Origin of the sequence: Saccharicrinis sp. 156 (assembly GCF_050589685.1) — a bacterium.
Lineage (GTDB): Bacteria > Bacteroidota > Bacteroidia > Bacteroidales > Marinilabiliaceae > Saccharicrinis.
The window spans coordinates 72,628-91,693 of the sequence record NZ_JBNGOS010000021.1; the positions used below are offsets into that span (position 1 = coordinate 72,628).

A 19,066-nucleotide genomic window follows, 5' to 3' on the forward strand; every position below is an offset into this window, starting at 1 on the left:
TCATTATTATAAATTCTGCTTGCGCAACTTATCCCGAACATACCCAAAAGTGTGCTTATATATTCAATAGTTTATGAATAGTTCAGGTTAAATTTCCCTTTTAATAAACGAATAAGTATTTTTGCTTCCCACAACACACTAATAAGTATCTATATTTTGAAAAAAGGAATAGTTTTTAAATCGACAGGTAGCAGATATTTGGTTAAGTCCGACGAAGGAGAATTTGTTAAATGCAGCATTAAGGGCAAATTCAGGATGGAGGATATCAAGAACACCAATCCCATTGCCGTTGGCGACCACGTTACTTTTACAATTGACGAGGATAGCGACATGGGAGTGATTTCGGAGATTAAAGAAAGAAAGAACTATATTATCCGCAAGTCTTCTAAACTCTCGAAACAATCGCATATAATCGCCTCGAATATTGACCAGGCATTGTTATTGGTCACCATCAACTACCCTATTACCACCACCGTTTTTATCGATCGGTTTTTAGCATCGGCCGAAGCCTATCGCATCCCGGTTAAAATAGTTTTCAACAAAATGGATAGGTACGACGAAGAGCACCTGAGCAGTGTTGATGACCTAATAAATGTATACCGGGCAATTGGTTACGAAACTTACACGATTTCGGCTAAAACCCAGGATGACCTGGGTGTGATGGTTGAACTATTAAAAGATAAAGTCAGCGTAATCTCCGGCCACTCCGGAGTGGGCAAATCAACTTTAATCAACAGAATACAACCAGGACTAAACCTTAAAGTAGCCGAGATATCAGATATTCATCAAAGCGGAAAACACACCACAACCTTTGCCGAAATGCATGAGCTTGATTTTGGAGGGGCCATTATCGACACACCGGGAATTAGAGGATATGGATTAATTGATATCGAAAAGGAAGAACTGCACCATTACTTTAAAGATATATTTGAGCACTCCCACGATTGCCAATTCGGGAACTGCACGCATATACACGAACCCGGGTGCGCAGTAAAAAAAGCAGTTAAGGATGAAAAATTGGCACACAGCAGGTATCAAAGCTATATTAATATTTTTCAGTCCAACCAAGAGAAGTATCGATAATACGTTTTATATTTACTTACTACAAAGCATGTTTTCAACAGATACCCATACATGAAACGTACCCTGATTTTTGTTATATGTAGCATCGTTTTTCTTGTGGTGTCTAACATTTATTACTATCGCGACACGTATAACTGGCAAATTGCGACCCACCACAAAGTACTGGAAAAAGATTTATCCACCTGTTCCGAAATTCTTTCGAATTATTTTTCGGAAGCAACAACCAATGTAATGCTGATGCTTAACGAAGAGGAACTCGGCGGCCTTTTTAATTTTAAGCTACAAAACCAGGAAGTTCAAAAACGAATAGAACTGCTGTTTAACAGGTACAGCAAAGTTCTGAACAAGCTAGAGGTATATGACACAAATGGACACTTTTATTCGCTGACCAAAGACCCCAACAAAAACCTGATAACAACCTTTGGAGAAGATCACATAAAAGAAGAATTTAAGCCTTCGATATTGCCCAACAAAGAAAACATCATATTTGTCCAACCCTTATACAGCGAAACACACATTTTTGGCTATGTCGTATTTACGTATAACCTTCAGGAGTTTTATGCCGACATATTCCGCAATTTCCATGTTGAGGACCACGAGTTCCAATGGATAATTGCATCAGACACCAATATCATATATTCTTCTTTACCAAATATAAAACTTGTTGCCCCAACTAATTTTCCGCCAAAAGAAGATTCCAAACTACACACCCATTTTCTAGAACGTAAAGGCAGAAAGTTTAAGGTGATATCTGTAAGTCAAAATGTTCAAACCAGCAAAACGAAACTGACATTGGTATTTTCCATGCCCATTCAACCTATCACGCATTCCATTGTGCGTAACTCGTTTTTGGTTGCGATGATTTCATTTGCGGTAATCTTGCTTATCGTGCTGGCTTTTTACCAACACATTTCGAAAAACCGAATGTCGATGATTAGGTCATCCCAATCGGAAGATGCACTAAGTAAGATTTTACATTATTTACCACTAGGGGTTGTGTTAACCGATAGCAACAACAAAATAAAATTGGTTAACAAGGTTGCTCTAAAAATATTTGAGCACGAAGACGAAGATATTTTAATAGATCAGGAAGCAACGGACAAAACCATGTTCGAAAAGAAAAAACTTGTTCAAATTGTTGAAGTATCGCCAACTTCCAATAAGTATATTTTTAAAGGGAGAGGCGGCAAAAAGGAACAAGTGATTGTCAGTGAAAAGAAAACCCTCTTCAACCAGGATATTAAAAATAACATTCAGTTTTTTATTGAAATATTCGGCGATCAAACCGCCCGATCAAACGGCAGTGCCGAAAAGGCAAAAACCACTTTCATTGCGAACATAAGTCACGAACTCAGAACTCCATTAAATGGTATTATAGGAATGACAGATCTGGTTCTTTCATCTGATGAAATTCAAAGTGCGGAGAGAGAGATGATGAAAGTGGTTAAACGATCGGCCGATACGCTCCTGGCTTTAATCAATGACATATTGGATTTCTCAAAAATCGAGGCCGGAAAACTTGAGGTCGAGTCCATCCCAATGAATTTAGCAAATGAAATTAAGGAAACCATAGAGTCCTTCAACCCCATCGCCAAAGAAAGAAATATCGTATTAAAAACGGAGCAAGAGGAATCGCTACCTAAGGATTTTATGTGCGATCCATTAAGGTTCAGGCAAGTACTAAATAACTTAATAGGGAATGCCATCAAATTTACTCCGGTCGGAGAAGTACGCTTATCGGTGTCGCGCTCAACTGCTTTCAATGGAAATCCTGCATTAAAGTTTTGCATTAGCGATACTGGAATTGGAATAAAAAAAGAAAAACTTAAAACCATTTTCAATCCCTTTGCGCAGGAAGACGAAAGCACAACGCGCAAGTTTGGCGGTACAGGGCTCGGAACTTCTATCTCCAAAAACCTGGTTGGACTTATGGGGGGCGAAATTTGGGCCAACAGCCCTTCGAACATATCAACCAATACCAGATACCCCGGATCCGAGTTTTGCTTTACCTTACCGTTTGTCACCAAACACACACGCAAGGAACTTGATTTTTCGTATATATTATCCTGGGGACAGATCAATACGCTCATCATCACCGACGAAACACTTCAGGTACAAAATATTATCAAAAACCTAATGGCTTTGGGCATCAACCACAAGGTAATGGCCCCTTCGCAGGAAACCATCGTAATTCTTAAAAACAAACCAAACATACAACTGCTGGTTATTGATCAGCGCCCCGATTTTAACGGCATCGACTTTCTTCAGCAAATTTACAGCAACAATCTGCACAATAACTTTATTATTCTGCTCCAAAGCTCCGACTACGAAACCATGAACACCAATATCGGCAAAAAACTAGGAGCCGACATATTCCTCAGAAAACCAGTTAAGCTAAGCAACTTGAGGCAGTTTGTCCTGAGACATTTCCAAAGCATAAAGTCGCAAGATAGTCTTGTCGGAAAAATTGTTCCTGATAATATTAAGATACTTGTTGCAGAAGACAATAAGTTTAATCAACAGGTAGCCCTTAACTTATTCCGCAAGATTGGCTACGAAATAGACCTTGCAAATAACGGTAGAGAGGCTGTGGATAAATTCAAATTAAATAAATACAACATTATTTTTATGGATTTGATAATGCCCGGAATAGACGGATTTGATGCTACCAAAGAACTTAAATGCTACGACGAAAGCTGTCCGATAATAGCCATGACCGCAAACAATGACGACAAACAACGCGAGCTGGCATTTAAGTCGGGCATAGACGATTTCATAGTAAAACCAGCGCAGAAAGAGGAAATAACCCGAATGCTTATCAAGTGGTGTTCGCACTAATTACAGCCAGAAAGTGCAATAAACCGTGCTCTCTTTCGTTTAAACAGCAATTATATTTTAGTCCGGAACCGCACAAATTCGGGGTGGCCAGACAAAACAAATCTAAGCCACAAACAGCTTTAGAGCGCGGAACCGTTAGCAAGCTTAGGCTATATAAATATGAAACATTATACACGAAAAAAGAGATTTAAGCTTTGGGTGCTACTCGGAGCTGTTTTTATTGGCTCGCTGTCAACAATCTACACCAACTATTTGGTGGACGAACTTAAACTTGAAGAAAAGAAAAAGATTGAACTATGGGCAGAGGCCACGCGGCAGCTTGTTCAGCCTGGCAATGAGGACGGATCCCTTAACCTTACTTTGGAAGTACTCAAAAACAACACCACTGTACCTTTGGTTATCACCGACGACAACGATTCTATATTATATCACCGAAACTTAAACATCCCCACCTCTGCTGCCGAAAAATATTGGGATCGACAATTGGTGAAGATGAAAAGATCTGGCAAAAACATTGAAATTGACCTGGGCGATGGCGAAAAACAGTTTTTATATTATCGCACTTCTACGCTATTGACCAAACTTCAATGGTTCCCTATCATACAGCTGCTAATTGTTACCATATTTGTACTTGTGGCATATTTGGCGTTCAGCAACTCACGCAAAGCCGAACAAAACCAAGTTTGGGTGGGCATGGCCAAAGAAACGGCACACCAGCTGGGAACCCCAATCACTTCACTGTATGGATGGATAGAGCTAATGGCATTAAAGAATCCGGATACCGACGGCATTGCCGAAGTAAAGAAAGACATCAACCGTTTGCAAAATATCGCTGACAGGTTTTCAAAGATTGGTTCCAAACCCAACTTAAAAGACATCAGCATTAACAACGTAGTTGAGCAAAGCATTCACTATTTAAAGAGTCGATCATCGAACAAAGTTGATTTTCATTTACAATTAGATAAGGATATAACGGTAAAGGGCAACATGATATTAATGGAATGGGTTTTTGAAAACCTGATAAAAAATGCTATTGATGCCGTAAAAGGCGAGGGAAAAATTACTGTAACTACCAAAAAACTTGAGGATAAAGTTGCTATTGACATTATAGACAACGGAAAGGGCATTTCAAAATCAAATTTTAAAACCATTTTTGAACCTGGATACACAACAAAAGAAAGAGGTTGGGGATTAGGACTTACACTCACAAAACGCATTATAGAAGAATATCACAAGGGGAAAATAATGGTTAAAGAGTCGGAAGCTGGTAAAAGAACGGTATTCAGAATAATATTATAATCAATATCACTCCTCATCACAAAATTCCATATCCTACTATTTATCAGCCCATTCAGACACATTAAAATAATCGAAGCAAAAAATAGAAATAAAATTGAATTAATATTTCTGTACTCGTATTAATTTTTATACTTTTGCAAAGTTTTTATTTAAGGTGAAATGGATAAGCTAAGGGATTATAACATAGCCTTCAAGGGCTTAAAAGACGGGAAGCACCAATTTCACTACTCAATTGATCAATCCTTTTTTGATGCAATTGAGGAGTCTGCCATAAAAAATGGCGACTTTGAAGTGGATGTGACAATGAACAAAAATTCGCAGATGCTTCAGTTAGATTTTAACATCGATGGAAACGTCCAATCGGTATGCGACAATTGCCTGGGCGAAGTTACTGTTCCGATTCAATATACAGGCACAATGTATATTAAGTTTGGTTTAGTTTACGACGAGCCTAGCGAGGAAATCATCGTTCTTCCGTACGAAGAAAATGACTTTAACGTGGCTCAGTTAATATATGAATTAATTACGGTAAGCATGCCTCTGCGATCTGTCCATGAAGATTACGAAAAATGCGACCCGGAAATGACTGCTAAGCTGGAAGAGTTTTCGGCCGGGCACCACGAGGCAAACGATAATACAGAAGAAGCTATTGACCCAAGGTGGGCAGCTTTAAAAAAATTAAAAGATAATAATAATAAGTAAAGAGTTTATAAAATGGCACATCCTAAGAGAAAGATTTCTAAAACGAGAAGAGACAAGAGAAGGACGCATTACAAAGCTACCACTCCTGCATTGGGAGTATGCTCTAACTGCGGATCAACAGTAAAGATGCACACAGTATGTGGTGATTGCGGATATTACAGAGGAAAACTTGCTGTTGAGAAAGAAATTACAGCATAACTTTTTATTTCTAAAAGTACTTTATAAATTTGCTTCGCTTTGCGAGGCAAATTTTGCATTAGCCCGGTTTATTCATGAGAAATCATGAATAACGACGAAAACCGAAGGTTTTGTCAGGGGTATACCCTGATTTTATAAAACATCAGCCTTTGGCTTGAAAAATTTAAAGATTTTTCAGGTTAAGGTACTTTATCTTCGAAAAGGGTAAAGCCTGGTTCTCCAGAATAAAAGGTAGTTTAGCTTCTCCTTAGCGCACAAAACAAATTGCAGGAGTATAAGCTCTGGCTATTTCTAACTTTTGGTTGCAAGTTTAATGCGACCGGAAATATTACTTTTAACATGAAAAAGATTAATGCAGTAATCACCGGCATTGGTGTCAACCTACCCGAATATGTTTTAACCAATGACGAGTTAAGCACCATGGTGGACACTTCCGACGAATGGATAATGACCCGCGTCGGAATCAAGGAAAGACGAATTTTAAAAGGTGAGGGGAAAGGCGCTTCAGAAATGGGTGCCGAGGCAGTTAAACAACTGTTGGAAAAAACAGGCACCAAACCTGAAGAAGTTGACTTGGTGATTTGCACTACGGTAACTCCCGACCATATATTCCCGGGAACTTCCGCCATTATTTGTGATAAGGTTGGCATCCGCAACATTCAAAGCTTTGATATAAACGCCGCTTGTTCCGGTTTTCTTTACGGCCTGGATACGGCTACCAAATACGTACAATCGGGAAGTCACAAAAAAGTAATATTGGTGAGCGCCGAAAAAATGTCGTCTATCACAGATTACACCGACCGAACCACTTGTGTATTGTTTGGGGATGCAGCGACGGCTGTCATGCTCGAACCTACGGAGGAAGAAGTTGGAATACAGGATACCATCCTAAGAAGTAACGGCATAGGCAGACACCATTTATTGATGAAAGCCGGAGGATCGGTAAAACCGCCATCACACGAAACCATAGATGCCAAGGAGCACACCGTTTATCAGGAAGGCCAAGCTGTATTTAAACATGCGGTTTCGAATATGGCCGATGTCTCCGTTGAGATTATGGAAAAAAACGGACTTGCTTCGGAAGATATCGCCTGGTTAGTTCCACATCAGGCAAACCTAAGAATTATTGATGCTACAGCCAGGAGAATGGGCATTAATAAAGAGCAGGTTATGATCAATATCGAAAGATACGGAAACACCACCTCCGCAACTATTCCATTGTGTTTGTGGGAATGGGAAAAACAACTCAAAAAAGGAGACAACATTGTACTTGCCGCCTTTGGAGCAGGATTTACCTGGGGATCTATTTACCTTAAATGGGGATACGACGGCAAGCAATAAGCAGCCAACAGCAGAAAGCGAAGAACCGGAATCCCTAAGCCCGGAGCGATCTGAGATAAGGTTTGAGTTTGAGTTTGACTTTAAGAATTATAAGATACAACAAAGGGTGGTTTCAATTGAAACCACCCTTTTCATTTTTTTAACAAACACCTTTTCCAAAGTTTGTACCTTTGGAAAAGGTGAAATTTCATTCCGGATTTGTCATTCGAAAATGATAAACTTGCCCGAAGGCTGCCGAAAACCATGGCAAAAAACACTTTGTCAGCCCTTATCCTGTGCCAAAACCTCCACTGCTTTTCTTACTCTGGCCATTGCTTCTTCTTTTCCGATTAACTCGGCAATTGTCATTAAATCGGGGCCAAAACCGCCACCTACCAAAGCCAGGCGAAAGGCATTCATCACCAAACCAAAACCCAATTCTTTTTCTTCTATTTTGGCCGATATCGTTTCTTTTATTGCATCCGCTTTCCAATCCGAAACAGCCTCCAATGCACCGGGCAGTCCGGCCATAAAAGCAGGCACATCACCTTTCCAACGTTTCTTAACCACTTTGGGATCATATTCTGTTGGCGCTTCAAAAAAGAAGAAAACCTGCTCCCATAGTTCCGAAACAAAATTGATACGCTCTTTCACAAGTGCCACAACCCGGGTAACCAAAGCCATATCAGCTTGAATTCCCTTTTCCTTTAATACTGGCATGAATTGTTGTGCCAGATCTTCATCACCCATATTCACCAAATATTGATGGTTAAACCATTTGGCTTTTTCCGGATCGAAGCGGGCTCCGGCCTTATTCACGCGTTCAATCGAGAATGCCCCAACCAACTGCTCCATACTGAAAATTTCCTGCTCCGTACCGGGATTCCATCCCAACAAGGCCAATAAATTAACCACCGCCCCCGGAAGATAACCGGATTCGCGGTACCCGGAAGCTATTTCGCCATCGCCCAATTCCCATTCCAACGGAAACACAGGGAATCCCGCTTTGTCGCCGTCGCGCTTACTTAACTTACCCTTACCCGTAGGTTTAAGGATCAGTGGCAAGTGGGCAAACTCGGGTCGTTCATTTTCCCATCCCAAAGCTCTATAAAGCATAATATGCAGGGGCAATGAAGGCAACCATTCTTCACCGCGGATCACATGAGATATCTTCATCAGGTAATCGTCCACCACGTTAGCCAAATGGTAGGTAGGTAAACCATCCGATTTAAAAATCACCTTATCATCAAGTATAGCGGTGTTAAACCTAACCTCGCCACGTATCATATCAACCGCCGATACTTCCTCGTTCTCCGGCATCTTAAAACGCACCACATAAGGAACACCATCCATCTTTAATTTTTCAACTTCCTGGGCAGTTAAGGACAAAGAGTTTTTAAGACCCATTCGCGTGTTTAAATCATATGAGAACTTTGTTTTTTCGGCTTCGGCCGCTTCCCTTTTAGCATTCAGATCTTCAGCAGTGTCAAAGGCATAGTAGGCCCATCCGTCATCGATCAGCTTATCCGCATACTGCAAATAGATATCTTTTCGCTCGGATTGTTTATACGGTCCATAATCGCCCCCCTGCATAACACCTTCGTCAATCTTCATCCCAAGCCACTCTAGCGACTCGTTGATGTAACCTTCAGCCCCCTCAACAAAACGGGTTTGATCGGTATCTTCGATACGTAAAATAAAATCGCCACCGTGTTTTTTGGCGAACAAATAATTAAAAAGAGCGGTTCTTACCCCGCCTATATGTAACGGTCCCGTTGGACTTGGCGCAAATCGCACCCTTACTTTTCTATCTACCATTATATTTATTTTTTTTGCAAAGATAGGTATTAGTTAATAAGTTGAAAGTTGAAAGTTAACGAGTAATGATAAAAAAAAGCGAAATGGTCAACTGACCATCCCGCTTTTGAAGTAAAAAAGTTATAATAGGCAAACTTTTACAATTTCAGGTTTGTGGAATTAACCACATTTTGAGGAACCGCAATCCTGACAGATCAGGCATCCCTCTTGATAGGTCAGACTATCCGACCCACAGCTCTCACATTTCCCTTTGTTGGCTTTGGTTCCGTTAGGGATATATTTTTTGAGTGCCCTTTCAACACCGTTTTTCCAGGTGTTAATCGATTCGTTATCCAACTGTAATCCCGATACCAAATCAATAGCATCCGCGATTTCCATTCCGTGACGCAGCACGCCCGAAATCAATTTCGCATAATTCCAGAATTCTTTATCGAACTTATGGCTCAAGCCCTCGATGGTAGTTTTATACCCACGCTTGTTCTCAAACTGGAAATCGTAACGCGAAACGCCATTTGTATCGCGGTTCTTGATGATCAATCCTTTTTGAACCGACTTAGGCAACAAGATTCCGTCTTCATCATCCGCCAGTCCAGTAAATATCTCGTATGGGCGACCATCCATCAATCCAACAAACGCGATCCACTTCTCTTTGTTATTCTGGAAACGAACCACATCCGCCTCCAATATCTCAGGGCGTTTTTTCGAAAAAAGAACCTTATTTTCCTCTTCCTCTTTTTTGGTATCGGCCAGCAAGACTCCCGCACGGGAACCGTCGCGATAAACTGTCACGCCCTTACATCCACTTTTCCAGGCCTCAATATATAGCTCGCCCACCAATTCCTCTGACACATCGGCCGGAAGGTTTATGGTGACACTGATCGAGTGGTCGACCCATTTTTGCACACCACCCTGCATACGAACCTTGTTTAACCAATCCACATCGTTTGATGTAGCTTTATAATATGGCGAAGTTTCTACTAATTTATCCAGTTCCTTCTGTGTATAATTTTTTGTGGTTGAATGGTTATTTGCTTCCATCCAAGTCACAAATTTATGGTGAAACACGGTATACTCTTCCCAGCTATCACCCACTTCATCCACAAAATCAACCCGTGTTTCAGGATCGTTCGGATTAACTTTTCTTCTTCGTTTGTAAACCGGCATAAACACGGGCTCAATACCTGAGGATGTTTGCGTCATCAAACTTGTTGTTCCGGTAGGAGCAATGGTCAACAAGGCAATATTCCTTCTACCATGCGCCTTCATATCCTCGGCCAATTTCGGATCGGCCTTAAACAACCTGTTGATAAATGGGTTTTTCTCCTCTTTGGCATAGTCATAAATCGGGAAAGCACCCCGGTCTATAGCCATGTCAACCGATGAGCGATATGCCGCCAAAGCCAGGGCTTTGTGTACTTCTATTGAAAAATCGGTTGCATTGGCAGTTCCATATCTTAAATTTAATGCAGCCAACATATCACCTTCGGCAGTAATTCCAACACCTGTCCTACGTCCTTCTTTCGCCTTGCTTTGGATATTTGTCCAAAGATTTTTCTCCACCAGCTTCACTTCGTCACATTCTGGATCCTGATTTATCTTTTCGATGATACCATCAATTTTCTCTAGCTCAAGATCTATAATATCGTCCATGATACGCTGCGCATAACCTACATGTTTTTTAAACAAGTCGAAGTTAAATTTAGCTTTAGCAGTAAATGGATTCTCTACAAACGAATATAGATTAACAGCAATCAAACGGCAGCTATCGTAAGGACACAAAGGTATTTCCCCGCATGGATTCGTGGATACGGTTCTATATCCCAGATCCGCGTATGAATCGGGCACCGACTCACGGATGATGGTGTCCCAAAACAAAATTCCCGGCTCTGCCGACTTCCAGGCATTATGAACCACTTTGCCCCACAAGCCAGATGCATCAATTTCATTTACATGAGACGGATTATTTGAATCGATAGGGTACTGCTGACGATAAGGAACACCATCCACAACCGACCTCATAAAATCATCGTCAATTTTTACCGACACATTGGCGCCCGTAATTTTACCCTGCTCTAGTTTTGCGTCAATAAACGATTCCGAATCCGGATGTTTTACGGAAACGCTCAACATCAAGGCACCTCTACGACCATCTTGCGCTACCTCGCGGGTTGAATTGGAATAACGCTCCATAAAAGGAACGATACCCGTAGACGTTAAAGCCGAATTTTTAACGGGAGACCCCTTGGGGCGAATGTGTGAAAGGTCATGCCCTACACCACCTCTTCGCTTCATTAACTGTACTTGTTCCTGATCGATTTTCATGATTCCCCCGTAAGAATCCGAATTACCCTCATTACCTATCACAAAGCAGTTGGATAATGACGCGATCTGGAATGCATTTCCGATCCCGGCCATCGGGCCACCCTGAGGCACTATATATTTGAAATCTTTAAATAGCTCATACAACTCATCCTCGCTCAACGGATTCGGGTACTTCTTCTCTATACGGGCAATCTCTCTGGCTAAACGCCGATGCATTTGGTCAGGGTTTTCCTCATACAACACTCCGTCAGAATCCTTCAGCGCATATTTATTTACCCATACCCGCGCTGCCAACTCATCTCCATTAAAATATTTCAATGCCGATTCGTAGGCTTCATCATTGGTGAAAGTTTTTTTAAATTTCTCAGTTTTTTGGTCGATTTCTGTTACTGCCATGGTGACTTTATTTGTTTAAATATCTTTATTTGTTTAAGTTAGAATTTTATTTTCGGCTCTTATTGCTGAATGTAAAATTAAGAAAGAGTTACTTTTTAGGCAAGAAATACTTTTAAACAACTACAAATGTTGTCCAAAACAAAATGCTTACACATTCACTTACTGATGTTTACGTTTTTAAAAAAAGTGAAAAGTTGTCCAAAAAGAATTTTTTATTAACAAATTTAAAAAATACACGTCCATCAATTGGAAAGCTTATAAAGAAGTCGTATAGTAGATATTTGCAAAAATATTAAACTCCGACGGGACATTTTCCATTTTTCAGAAAACAAAATCTAATTTTAGGAATTTATCGGGCCATTTTTCAAGCAGCTCATCTATTTTCTCCCCAAAACACGTTTAACACAACTAAAAGGGGGTTACACCGAATCCTTAACCCATCAATTCCTTTACAATAATTTCGGTGGCTCCTCGCATTTTATTCACATAATTCACAGAAGCCTCAGATGAGTTTAACAGATGTTTTTTATCGTTGAAAAGCCGATCCATTACTTTAACAAATTCGGAACTGCCGGAAACAGCAAATCCAGCACCCAAATGAATCAAATCACATGCCTCTTTGTATTTTTTATAGTTAGGTCCAAACACAACAGGCAATCCAAATGTTGAAGCTTCAATCGTATTGTGGATACCACTTCCAAACCCTCCACCAATATAGGCCACATCACCATATCGATACATCGAAGACAGCATACCCATGGTATTTATTATTATTATGCGAAGCTTGTGGATATCCTCCCCGGCAAGCTCGGTATACCGGGCACATTTATATTCCGAAAACAAATCCTCAATCTGAGAAATATGTTCTTCGTGAATCTCATGCGGCGCCAACAAAAGCTTAAAGTCAGGATTGTGTTTTAAATAATCGGCAATCAGTTTTTCGCCTGCCGGCCAGCTGCTTCCCCCTACCAATACCGCCGAACCTGTTGCAAACTTTTCCAGTTCGGGGTATTCTTTTGAGTTTTGAGCAATTTCATATACCCTATCGAACCTTGTATCTCCGGCCACCTGGTAGTTACTAATTCCTATCTTTGACAACAGCAGACCCGATTCCTCATCCTGTACGTACAGTTTGGTGAAGAAATGCAACATCTTTCGGTACCATCCGCCATACCATCTAAAAAAAGCATGCTGCGGCCGGAATATCGCAGAAACAATATAGGTTCTAATTCCTGATTTGTTCAGGTGATTTAGAAAATGGAACCAGAACTCATACTTCACAAAAATCACTTCTTTGGGATTTATCGCACTTACAAACCTTCTTACGTTCGAAGGCCTATCTGAAGGCAAATACAACACCTCGTCTGCCAGCGCATAGTTCTTTTGCACCTCGTATCCCGAAGGAGAAAAGAAGGTTAAAACAACTTTTTGTCGCGGGTTCCTGTTTTTAATAGCCTCAATAACAGGCCTCCCCTGTTCAAACTCACCCAGTGAAGCACAATGAACCCAAACTGTCTTTTCCGTAAAATCCAGGGACCCAACCCTATTCATTGTTTCCTTTCTTCCATCCACAAGCACTCTTGCCTTGTTGTTAAACAGGGCCAACACTCTCAATACTGCACTAAAAAAAAGGATTCCCAAATTATAGAATAATGACATCTCCGGCTCTTTTAAAATTTGTGCAAAGATAATTTTTTAGACTCTTACATAAGAGATAATGGATAAGAGATTTCCCTCGAATTTAAAATTCGGACACAAAAAAAACCCGCAAGACAGTTCCTGCAGGTTTTGATATATGAGTTTTAACCGAACTACTCAGTTACAGCTTGTACTCCTGGCAATACTTTACCTTCCAAATACTCAAGCGAAGCACCCCCTCCAGTAGAGATATGGCTCATTTTGTCGGCCAATCCGCTTTTGTTGACAGCAGAAACCGAATCACCACCTCCAATGATAGAAATAGAATCCGAAGCAGCTACCGCTTCACATACGCCAAAAGTTCCTTTTGAGAAGTTAGGCATCTCGAAACATCCCATAGGGCCGTTCCATACCACTGTTTTGGCTTTTGCGATTTCAGCAGCGTATGCCTCAACCGTCTTAGGACCTACGTCAAGTGCCATTCTTCCCTCTGGTATTTCAACCCCTACCACTTCAATATCCGCATCATCAGCAAATTTGTCGGCAGCCAGGTTATCCACAGGCAACATGAAGTTTACCCCCTTAGCTTTTGCATCCGCTAAGATTTGTTTTGCCGTATCAATCAAATCATCCTCAACCAAAGAACCGCCGATACCGTGACCCTGAGCCTTAAGGAAAGTATAAGCCATTCCGCCGCCTATAAGAATAGTGTCAACCTTTTCAAGTAATGACTTCAATACTTCTAACTTACCGGAAACCTTGGCGCCGCCAACAATAGCAACAAATGGTTTCTCAGGGTTAGCAACAGTTTCACCCAGGAATTTAATTTCTTTATCCAATAAGTACCCGGCCATTTTTTCCTCGAAAAACTGAGCGATAATAGTTGTTGAAGCATGTGCACGGTGAGCCGTACCAAAAGCATCGTTTACATATACATCAGCCAATTCAGCCAATTGCTTAGAAAACTCTACATCACCTTTCGTTTCTTCGTTGTGGAATCGAAGGTTCTCAAGCAACATAACCTCGCCCATTTTTAGGTCGTCAGCCATTGCTTTCACTTCTGGCCCCACACAGTCGGGAGCCATTATTACGTCTAACCCAAGTTTAGCCGACAAGTGGGCTACAACGTGCTTTAACGAGAACTTATCCTGAACCTCACCCTTAGGACGACCCAAGTGAGACATAAGGATGACAGCTCCGCCATCGGCCAACACTTTTTTAATGGTTGGAAGGGCAGCTACAATACGGGTATCGTCTGTAATTTCGAACTTGTCGTTTAAAGGCACGTTAAAATCCACGCGGATAATCGCCTTTTTTCCTGAGAAATTGTAAGTATCAATTGCAGGCATGTCAAAAATATTATATGGTTTTTAAAAAAATACATCTTGAATATGTACCCTATTTTTTATTGTCAAGAAGAATAAAATCATCATTTATGGGCACAATAACATTCCTTATTAAATGAGTAGACAAAGATAAAAAATTTATTGAGGATAGTACAGCACAAAATGCTTGTTGTAAAACAGTTTGACATTTACCCTTTTGCTCATGGATAAATACTGCCTTCAGCAGCGATCAAAAGCCACAACCAATGATGATATCCCTGAATTGGGCTTCCTGAATATACCTTTGGGACTACCTCCCGAAATCCTTTGGTACAGGTCGTTCCGAATTTATTCAGGGAGACAAGCCACAATAACATTAACCCTAACTTCATTCATTTCCAGGGTGAGTCAATGATCAAAGCGATTGAATTTCGAATTCGGATATCAATCCTACTATTTCCGATGCGGAAAACCGTGCACCCGAAACCACAAACCAGTCATTTAGCAACTCTTTTCGATTATAACCGAACCGACTTTTTGACTTCCAATTAAAAAAACTTGCTCCCGCTGCTTCGGCCACCGCCTGACCTGCAGCCGTATCCCACTCCATGGTGGGACCCAGACGGGGATAGAAATCCGCCGTTCCTTCTGCCACCTTGCATATCTTGATGGAACTCCCTACCGACACAAAATCGCTTTCCCCGTATTTGTTTTCCAGCAGCTCCGCAAACTTCTCCGTCTCCCTTGAAAGGTGGCTCACACTGGCAACAACCTGCAGTTTGTTATTCTTTGATATAAGCGGCAATTTCTCCGCTTTATCCAGACTAATATTACTTTGGCTCGACCAATCGCTATCAAGCTTAACCTTATACGCCCCTTTATCTGCACTTGCAAAATATAAAATATCCAAAGCCGGCAGCAGAACAACGCCCATAGTCGGGAAATTATGCTTAATCAAAGCAATGTTCACCGTAAACTCTCCTGTTTTTTTAACAAATTCCTTGGTTCCGTCCAGGGGATCCACAACCCACAGCTGTTCCCACTTCCTTCGGACAGAATAATCATCATGGTTTCCCTCTTCGCTTAAAATGGGAATATCTGTTGCCGTCAGGTGCTTTTCAATGATATGATGAGCAGCTTGATCTGCCAGTGTTAAAGGAGAATTGTCAGACTTAAGCTCAACACCAAAATCACCCGACTTATAAATTTCCATAATTGCCTTCCCGGCTTCCATCGCCGCATCAATAGCTGCTTTTAACAAATGCTCCATTAAATGATAATTTTCAATTTACTTTTATGGTTGATATTAAAAGTTTCGTAACTCAGGTTAGATATGGCCAAAATACCTGGCTTTTTCCCTACTTCTATAGAACCATACCTATTGTCAATGCCTAAAACTTTTGCATTACCAATTGTTAGCTTCTTCAATTGTTGTATTGAATCATTCGCATTTTGAATCTTTTCGAAACCAACCCAATCTTCCACAGGAAATTTAAATTGTTCTAGTTTAAACACTTTTAAATTTCCTGAACTTAAACCATTTACGTTTTTATAAATATCATTTGGGACGCCCAAAACTTGAACTCCGGATATTATTAATCTATTTAAATACTTTTTAATTTGCGAGGGTTGCACAACGGATGCAGGAAACGAGTAAAACTCAATTAATCCGGGAACCAGAAAACCATTCACCAACTCAAGCGAAGCTTCTTCCCGAAAGGTATCTCTTTCCCTTATTTCCGCAATCTGATTGTCTTCATTAAAAGTTACAATGGGAAATTTACCAATAGAACCATCGGGGCGCAACCAATAATGGGCGGCTATTTTTCTCATTCTATTTTGGGTAATTCAGTATTGAATGATTCGAAGTTAACAGAGTCCATTTCTAACGAGTCGACTTTTGGTTGAAACACAAATTCTATATCCTTGATACGGGCGCGAATCTCTTCCATAGTGTCATGCTTCACCAGGTAACCTTCTATCCTCAGGATTTTAAGATCCTTGTTTAAACCAATCATCAACTCCGCTTTTGTGCTAATGTGCGTATTATGCAGTTTATAGGTCAAGGTATCCAAAGTACTGTCTTCGTAAAACGCCATTACCTCAAGCGTAGGTTTCTCGACTCTGCTCCCCTTCAGAAACTGATAAAAAGCACTGACACGATAACTTTCCGCCTCTATCGTATCCACATTTAGTTCGAATGGTATTCTACGGTCAAACGTATCTTTTAAACTGATGAAGTAGTTTTTTTTATCCTTCCAGACATTGCGGGCTTCCTTTTCTTTTCTCTTCCTTTCCATCTCGTCCTCAATACCTTTCACTTCTCGTTGCCACTCCGCTTGTTTTTCCGACAGCATGGCGATGGATTCATCGTATACATCCTGGTATATCTCCGGATGGGCCAAATACCAGTTAACAATGGTATCAAACTTTTCCTGGGTAAGGTTGAATTTTGCAAGCACATGGTGATAGTAGTTATTGGCCGTAGAATCTATACCTCTGTTTTTGATGCGCATTTGGTTTATGATGGCCTCTGTTAAATGAACCTCAGACAGGATTTCCGCAAACTCATCCTTATCAGGAAAACCGTTGGGCAACCTGTCCTGCTTACAGCTTGCCAACAAAGCAGCAACTACTAATACAATCCCTATCGTTCTAGTTTTCATTTATTTCATATTAGATACCATCATTAAATAATAATCAATGCCCATCTGCCAATATCATGGTTCGGATGGTCTTTAAAAAAATGACAAAGTCCAGCTTCAACGACCAGTTATCGATATAATCCAAATCCATTTTCATCCATTCTTCAAATGGGATATCGTTTCTACCTGACACCTGCCAGGTACATGTAATTCCGGGTTTCATGGATAACCTGCGGAGTTGCCAGCGCTCATATTCCTTTACCTCCTGAGGAACGGGTGGTCTTGGCCCTACTATAGACATATCGCCCATTAAAACATTAAAAAACTGAGGCAATTCATCCAGGCTTGTTTTCCGAAGAAAGCGACCTATTTTAGTAATTCGGGGATCCTTTTTCATTTTAAATACGGGACCATCCATTTCGTTGTCTTCCATCAACTTGGACTTAAGTTCTTCCGCATTTGTCACCATGGTCCGGAACTTAAAAGCATAGAACTTTCTTCCTCTTAAACCAACCCTTTTTTGTTTAAAAAACACCGGGCCTCTGTCCGTTAGCACTATTAAAATTGAGATAAGCACAAACACCGGTGAGGCGAGAACAATAAGAACCAAGGAAAAAACAAAATCGAAAATAGCCTTTACACGCATGGCCAAATAGTCGGTTGGCGTATTAGCTATGGTGAGCAAGGGCATCGTATTATAATGGTGTATATGGGCTTTACTTTTAAGTTTATTGAAGAAGGGGGAATACATTCTAAAAATAACCCCCACCTCGGAACAAGCATGCGTAATGTCCTCCACTTCTTCCACACTCATCTTATCCTTGATAAACACCACCTCATCAATCGTTTTATCCTCCAACAGTTTTGCCACATCCGTATCCGGAGATAAAACAGGTATTATATCACCGTACATTTGACTTAAATCTCCGTTACCTATTATTGAAACTATCTTGTATCCCCACTCTTTATATTTGAGTATCTGTTCAATAAAAGATGTGGCTGTATAGTCACCAATAATAACAATTGCCCTTGTGTTTCTGCCATGCACCCTGGCCCTTTTAAAAGATGCAAATACCATTATTTTAAAAGCAAACATTAGGGTCAAATTGATAAAACCAAAATAGATTAAGGGGTCGAAACCTACGTAATACAAATCAAAAACCAAAACTGCAAGTCCTAAAAGAGATGTACCTGACAGCACCAAGGCCACACAGTTAAACAGGATGGCAGAATACGGTCTGGAACGGTGCAATTGGGCTAACCTAAAATATTTTCCCAGGGCAAACCAAACAAATGCAATGATTAAATGAAGTATAATGGAATCTTTGTACCTAAGGAACGAAAAATGCCCAAAGTACAGAAACAATGACAGATTAAAGGAAATCCAGGCAATAGCTACCTCAACGAACGCCAGGAAATTATTCACGACACTCTCTTTTTCTCTTATCATGCAGCGGTGTTTTGTGTTTACAGTTTTGTGCA

General features: G+C 40.6%; 14 protein-coding genes. 6 read left to right on the forward strand and 8 right to left on the reverse strand.

Annotation, left to right across the window (positions count from 1 at the left end; all coding sequences use genetic code 11):
- The first annotated feature begins 156 nt into the window (after window positions 1-156).
- The 6 genes from rsgA to ACRD64_RS14290 all read left to right on the forward strand — a co-directional run bounded on the left by rsgA (window position 157) and on the right by ACRD64_RS14290 (window position 7,461).
- Window positions 157-1,083 (forward strand): ribosome small subunit-dependent GTPase A, encoded by a 927-nt coding sequence (gene rsgA / locus ACRD64_RS14265; protein WP_430934087.1) that lies wholly within the window; start codon window positions 157-159, stop codon window positions 1,081-1,083.
- 51 nt (window positions 1,084-1,134) lie between these two features.
- Complete coding sequence (locus ACRD64_RS14270; protein WP_430934088.1) at window positions 1,135-3,921, forward strand: response regulator; 2,787 nt, start codon at window positions 1,135-1,137, stop codon at window positions 3,919-3,921.
- Between the two features lie 159 nt (window positions 3,922-4,080).
- A complete protein-coding gene (locus tag ACRD64_RS14275) occupies window positions 4,081-5,220 on the forward strand; it encodes a sensor histidine kinase (protein WP_430934089.1) in 1,140 nt (379 codons plus the stop codon).
- A gap of 159 nt (window positions 5,221-5,379) precedes the next feature.
- Window positions 5,380-5,922 (forward strand): YceD family protein, encoded by a 543-nt coding sequence (locus ACRD64_RS14280; protein WP_430934091.1) that lies wholly within the window; start codon window positions 5,380-5,382, stop codon window positions 5,920-5,922.
- A gap of 12 nt (window positions 5,923-5,934) precedes the next feature.
- The gene (gene rpmF / locus ACRD64_RS14285) at window positions 5,935-6,120 is read left to right on the forward strand and encodes a 50S ribosomal protein L32 (protein WP_081736061.1); all 186 of its coding nucleotides are present in this window, start codon (window positions 5,935-5,937) and stop codon (window positions 6,118-6,120) included.
- Between the two features lie 339 nt (window positions 6,121-6,459).
- Window positions 6,460-7,461, forward strand: coding sequence for a beta-ketoacyl-ACP synthase III (locus ACRD64_RS14290; RefSeq protein ID WP_430934092.1), 1,002 nt, complete (start codon window positions 6,460-6,462; stop codon window positions 7,459-7,461).
- A 261-nt stretch (window positions 7,462-7,722) separates the two neighbouring features.
- Here ACRD64_RS14290 and gltX read toward each other — a convergent pair whose 3' ends face one another.
- The 8 genes from gltX to ACRD64_RS14330 all read right to left on the reverse strand — a co-directional run bounded on the left by gltX (window position 7,723) and on the right by ACRD64_RS14330 (window position 19,034).
- On the reverse strand, window positions 7,723-9,258 hold the full coding sequence (gene gltX, locus ACRD64_RS14295; RefSeq protein WP_430934094.1) for a glutamate--tRNA ligase: 1,536 nt from the start codon (window positions 9,256-9,258) through the stop codon (window positions 7,723-7,725).
- Between the two features lie 159 nt (window positions 9,259-9,417).
- The gene (locus ACRD64_RS14300) at window positions 9,418-11,976 is read right to left on the reverse strand and encodes an adenosylcobalamin-dependent ribonucleoside-diphosphate reductase (protein WP_430934095.1); all 2,559 of its coding nucleotides are present in this window, start codon (window positions 11,974-11,976) and stop codon (window positions 9,418-9,420) included.
- A 432-nt stretch (window positions 11,977-12,408) separates the two neighbouring features.
- The gene (locus ACRD64_RS14305) at window positions 12,409-13,635 is read right to left on the reverse strand and encodes a 3-deoxy-D-manno-octulosonic acid transferase (RefSeq protein ID WP_430934096.1); all 1,227 of its coding nucleotides are present in this window, start codon (window positions 13,633-13,635) and stop codon (window positions 12,409-12,411) included.
- Window positions 13,636-13,787: 152 nt separating this feature from the next.
- The gene (locus ACRD64_RS14310) at window positions 13,788-14,963 is read right to left on the reverse strand and encodes a phosphoglycerate kinase (RefSeq protein WP_430934098.1); all 1,176 of its coding nucleotides are present in this window, start codon (window positions 14,961-14,963) and stop codon (window positions 13,788-13,790) included.
- Between the two features lie 391 nt (window positions 14,964-15,354).
- A complete protein-coding gene (cysQ, locus tag ACRD64_RS14315; protein WP_430934100.1) occupies window positions 15,355-16,209 on the reverse strand; it encodes a 3'(2'),5'-bisphosphate nucleotidase CysQ in 855 nt (284 codons plus the stop codon).
- Window positions 16,209-16,772, reverse strand: coding sequence for a hypothetical protein (locus ACRD64_RS14320; RefSeq protein WP_430934102.1), 564 nt, complete (start codon window positions 16,770-16,772; stop codon window positions 16,209-16,211). The genes cysQ and ACRD64_RS14320 overlap by 1 nt, the downstream gene beginning before the upstream one ends.
- Window positions 16,769-17,605 carry a DUF4296 domain-containing protein gene (locus tag ACRD64_RS14325; protein ID WP_430934104.1) on the reverse strand — a complete coding sequence of 279 codons (837 nt, stop codon included), beginning with the start codon at window positions 17,603-17,605 and terminating at the stop codon, window positions 16,769-16,771. Before ACRD64_RS14325 ends, ACRD64_RS14320 begins: the two co-directional genes overlap by 4 nt.
- Before the next feature lie 34 nt (window positions 17,606-17,639).
- The gene (locus ACRD64_RS14330; protein ID WP_430934106.1) at window positions 17,640-19,034 is read right to left on the reverse strand and encodes a sugar transferase; all 1,395 of its coding nucleotides are present in this window, start codon (window positions 19,032-19,034) and stop codon (window positions 17,640-17,642) included.
- Window positions 19,035-19,066 lie beyond the last annotated feature (32 nt).

Excerpts from the sequence above, each read along its gene's own strand:
- ACRD64_RS14270 (WP_430934088.1), top strand. The coding sequence starts at position 1,135 with ATGAAACGTACCCTGATTTTTGTTATATGTAGCATCGTTTTTCTTGTG.
- ACRD64_RS14275 (WP_430934089.1), top strand. The coding sequence starts at position 4,081 with ATGAAACATTATACACGAAAAAAGAGATTTAAGCTTTGGGTGCTACTC.
- ACRD64_RS14280 (WP_430934091.1), top strand. The coding sequence starts at position 5,380 with ATGGATAAGCTAAGGGATTATAACATAGCCTTCAAGGGCTTAAAAGAC.
- rpmF (WP_081736061.1), top strand. The coding sequence starts at position 5,935 with ATGGCACATCCTAAGAGAAAGATTTCTAAAACGAGAAGAGACAAGAGA.
- ACRD64_RS14290 (WP_430934092.1), top strand. The coding sequence starts at position 6,460 with ATGAAAAAGATTAATGCAGTAATCACCGGCATTGGTGTCAACCTACCC.
- gltX (WP_430934094.1), bottom strand. The coding sequence starts at position 9,258 with ATGGTAGATAGAAAAGTAAGGGTGCGATTTGCGCCAAGTCCAACGGGA.
- ACRD64_RS14300 (WP_430934095.1), bottom strand. The coding sequence starts at position 11,976 with ATGGCAGTAACAGAAATCGACCAAAAAACTGAGAAATTTAAAAAAACT.
- ACRD64_RS14305 (WP_430934096.1), bottom strand. The coding sequence starts at position 13,635 with ATGTCATTATTCTATAATTTGGGAATCCTTTTTTTTAGTGCAGTATTG.
- ACRD64_RS14310 (WP_430934098.1), bottom strand. The coding sequence starts at position 14,963 with ATGCCTGCAATTGATACTTACAATTTCTCAGGAAAAAAGGCGATTATC.
- cysQ (WP_430934100.1), bottom strand. The coding sequence starts at position 16,209 with ATGGAGCATTTGTTAAAAGCAGCTATTGATGCGGCGATGGAAGCCGGG.
- ACRD64_RS14320 (WP_430934102.1), bottom strand. The coding sequence starts at position 16,772 with ATGAGAAAAATAGCCGCCCATTATTGGTTGCGCCCCGATGGTTCTATT.
- ACRD64_RS14325 (WP_430934104.1), bottom strand. The coding sequence starts at position 17,605 with ATGAAAACTAGAACGATAGGGATTGTATTAGTAGTTGCTGCTTTGTTG.
- ACRD64_RS14330 (WP_430934106.1), bottom strand. The coding sequence starts at position 19,034 with ATGATAAGAGAAAAAGAGAGTGTCGTGAATAATTTCCTGGCGTTCGTT.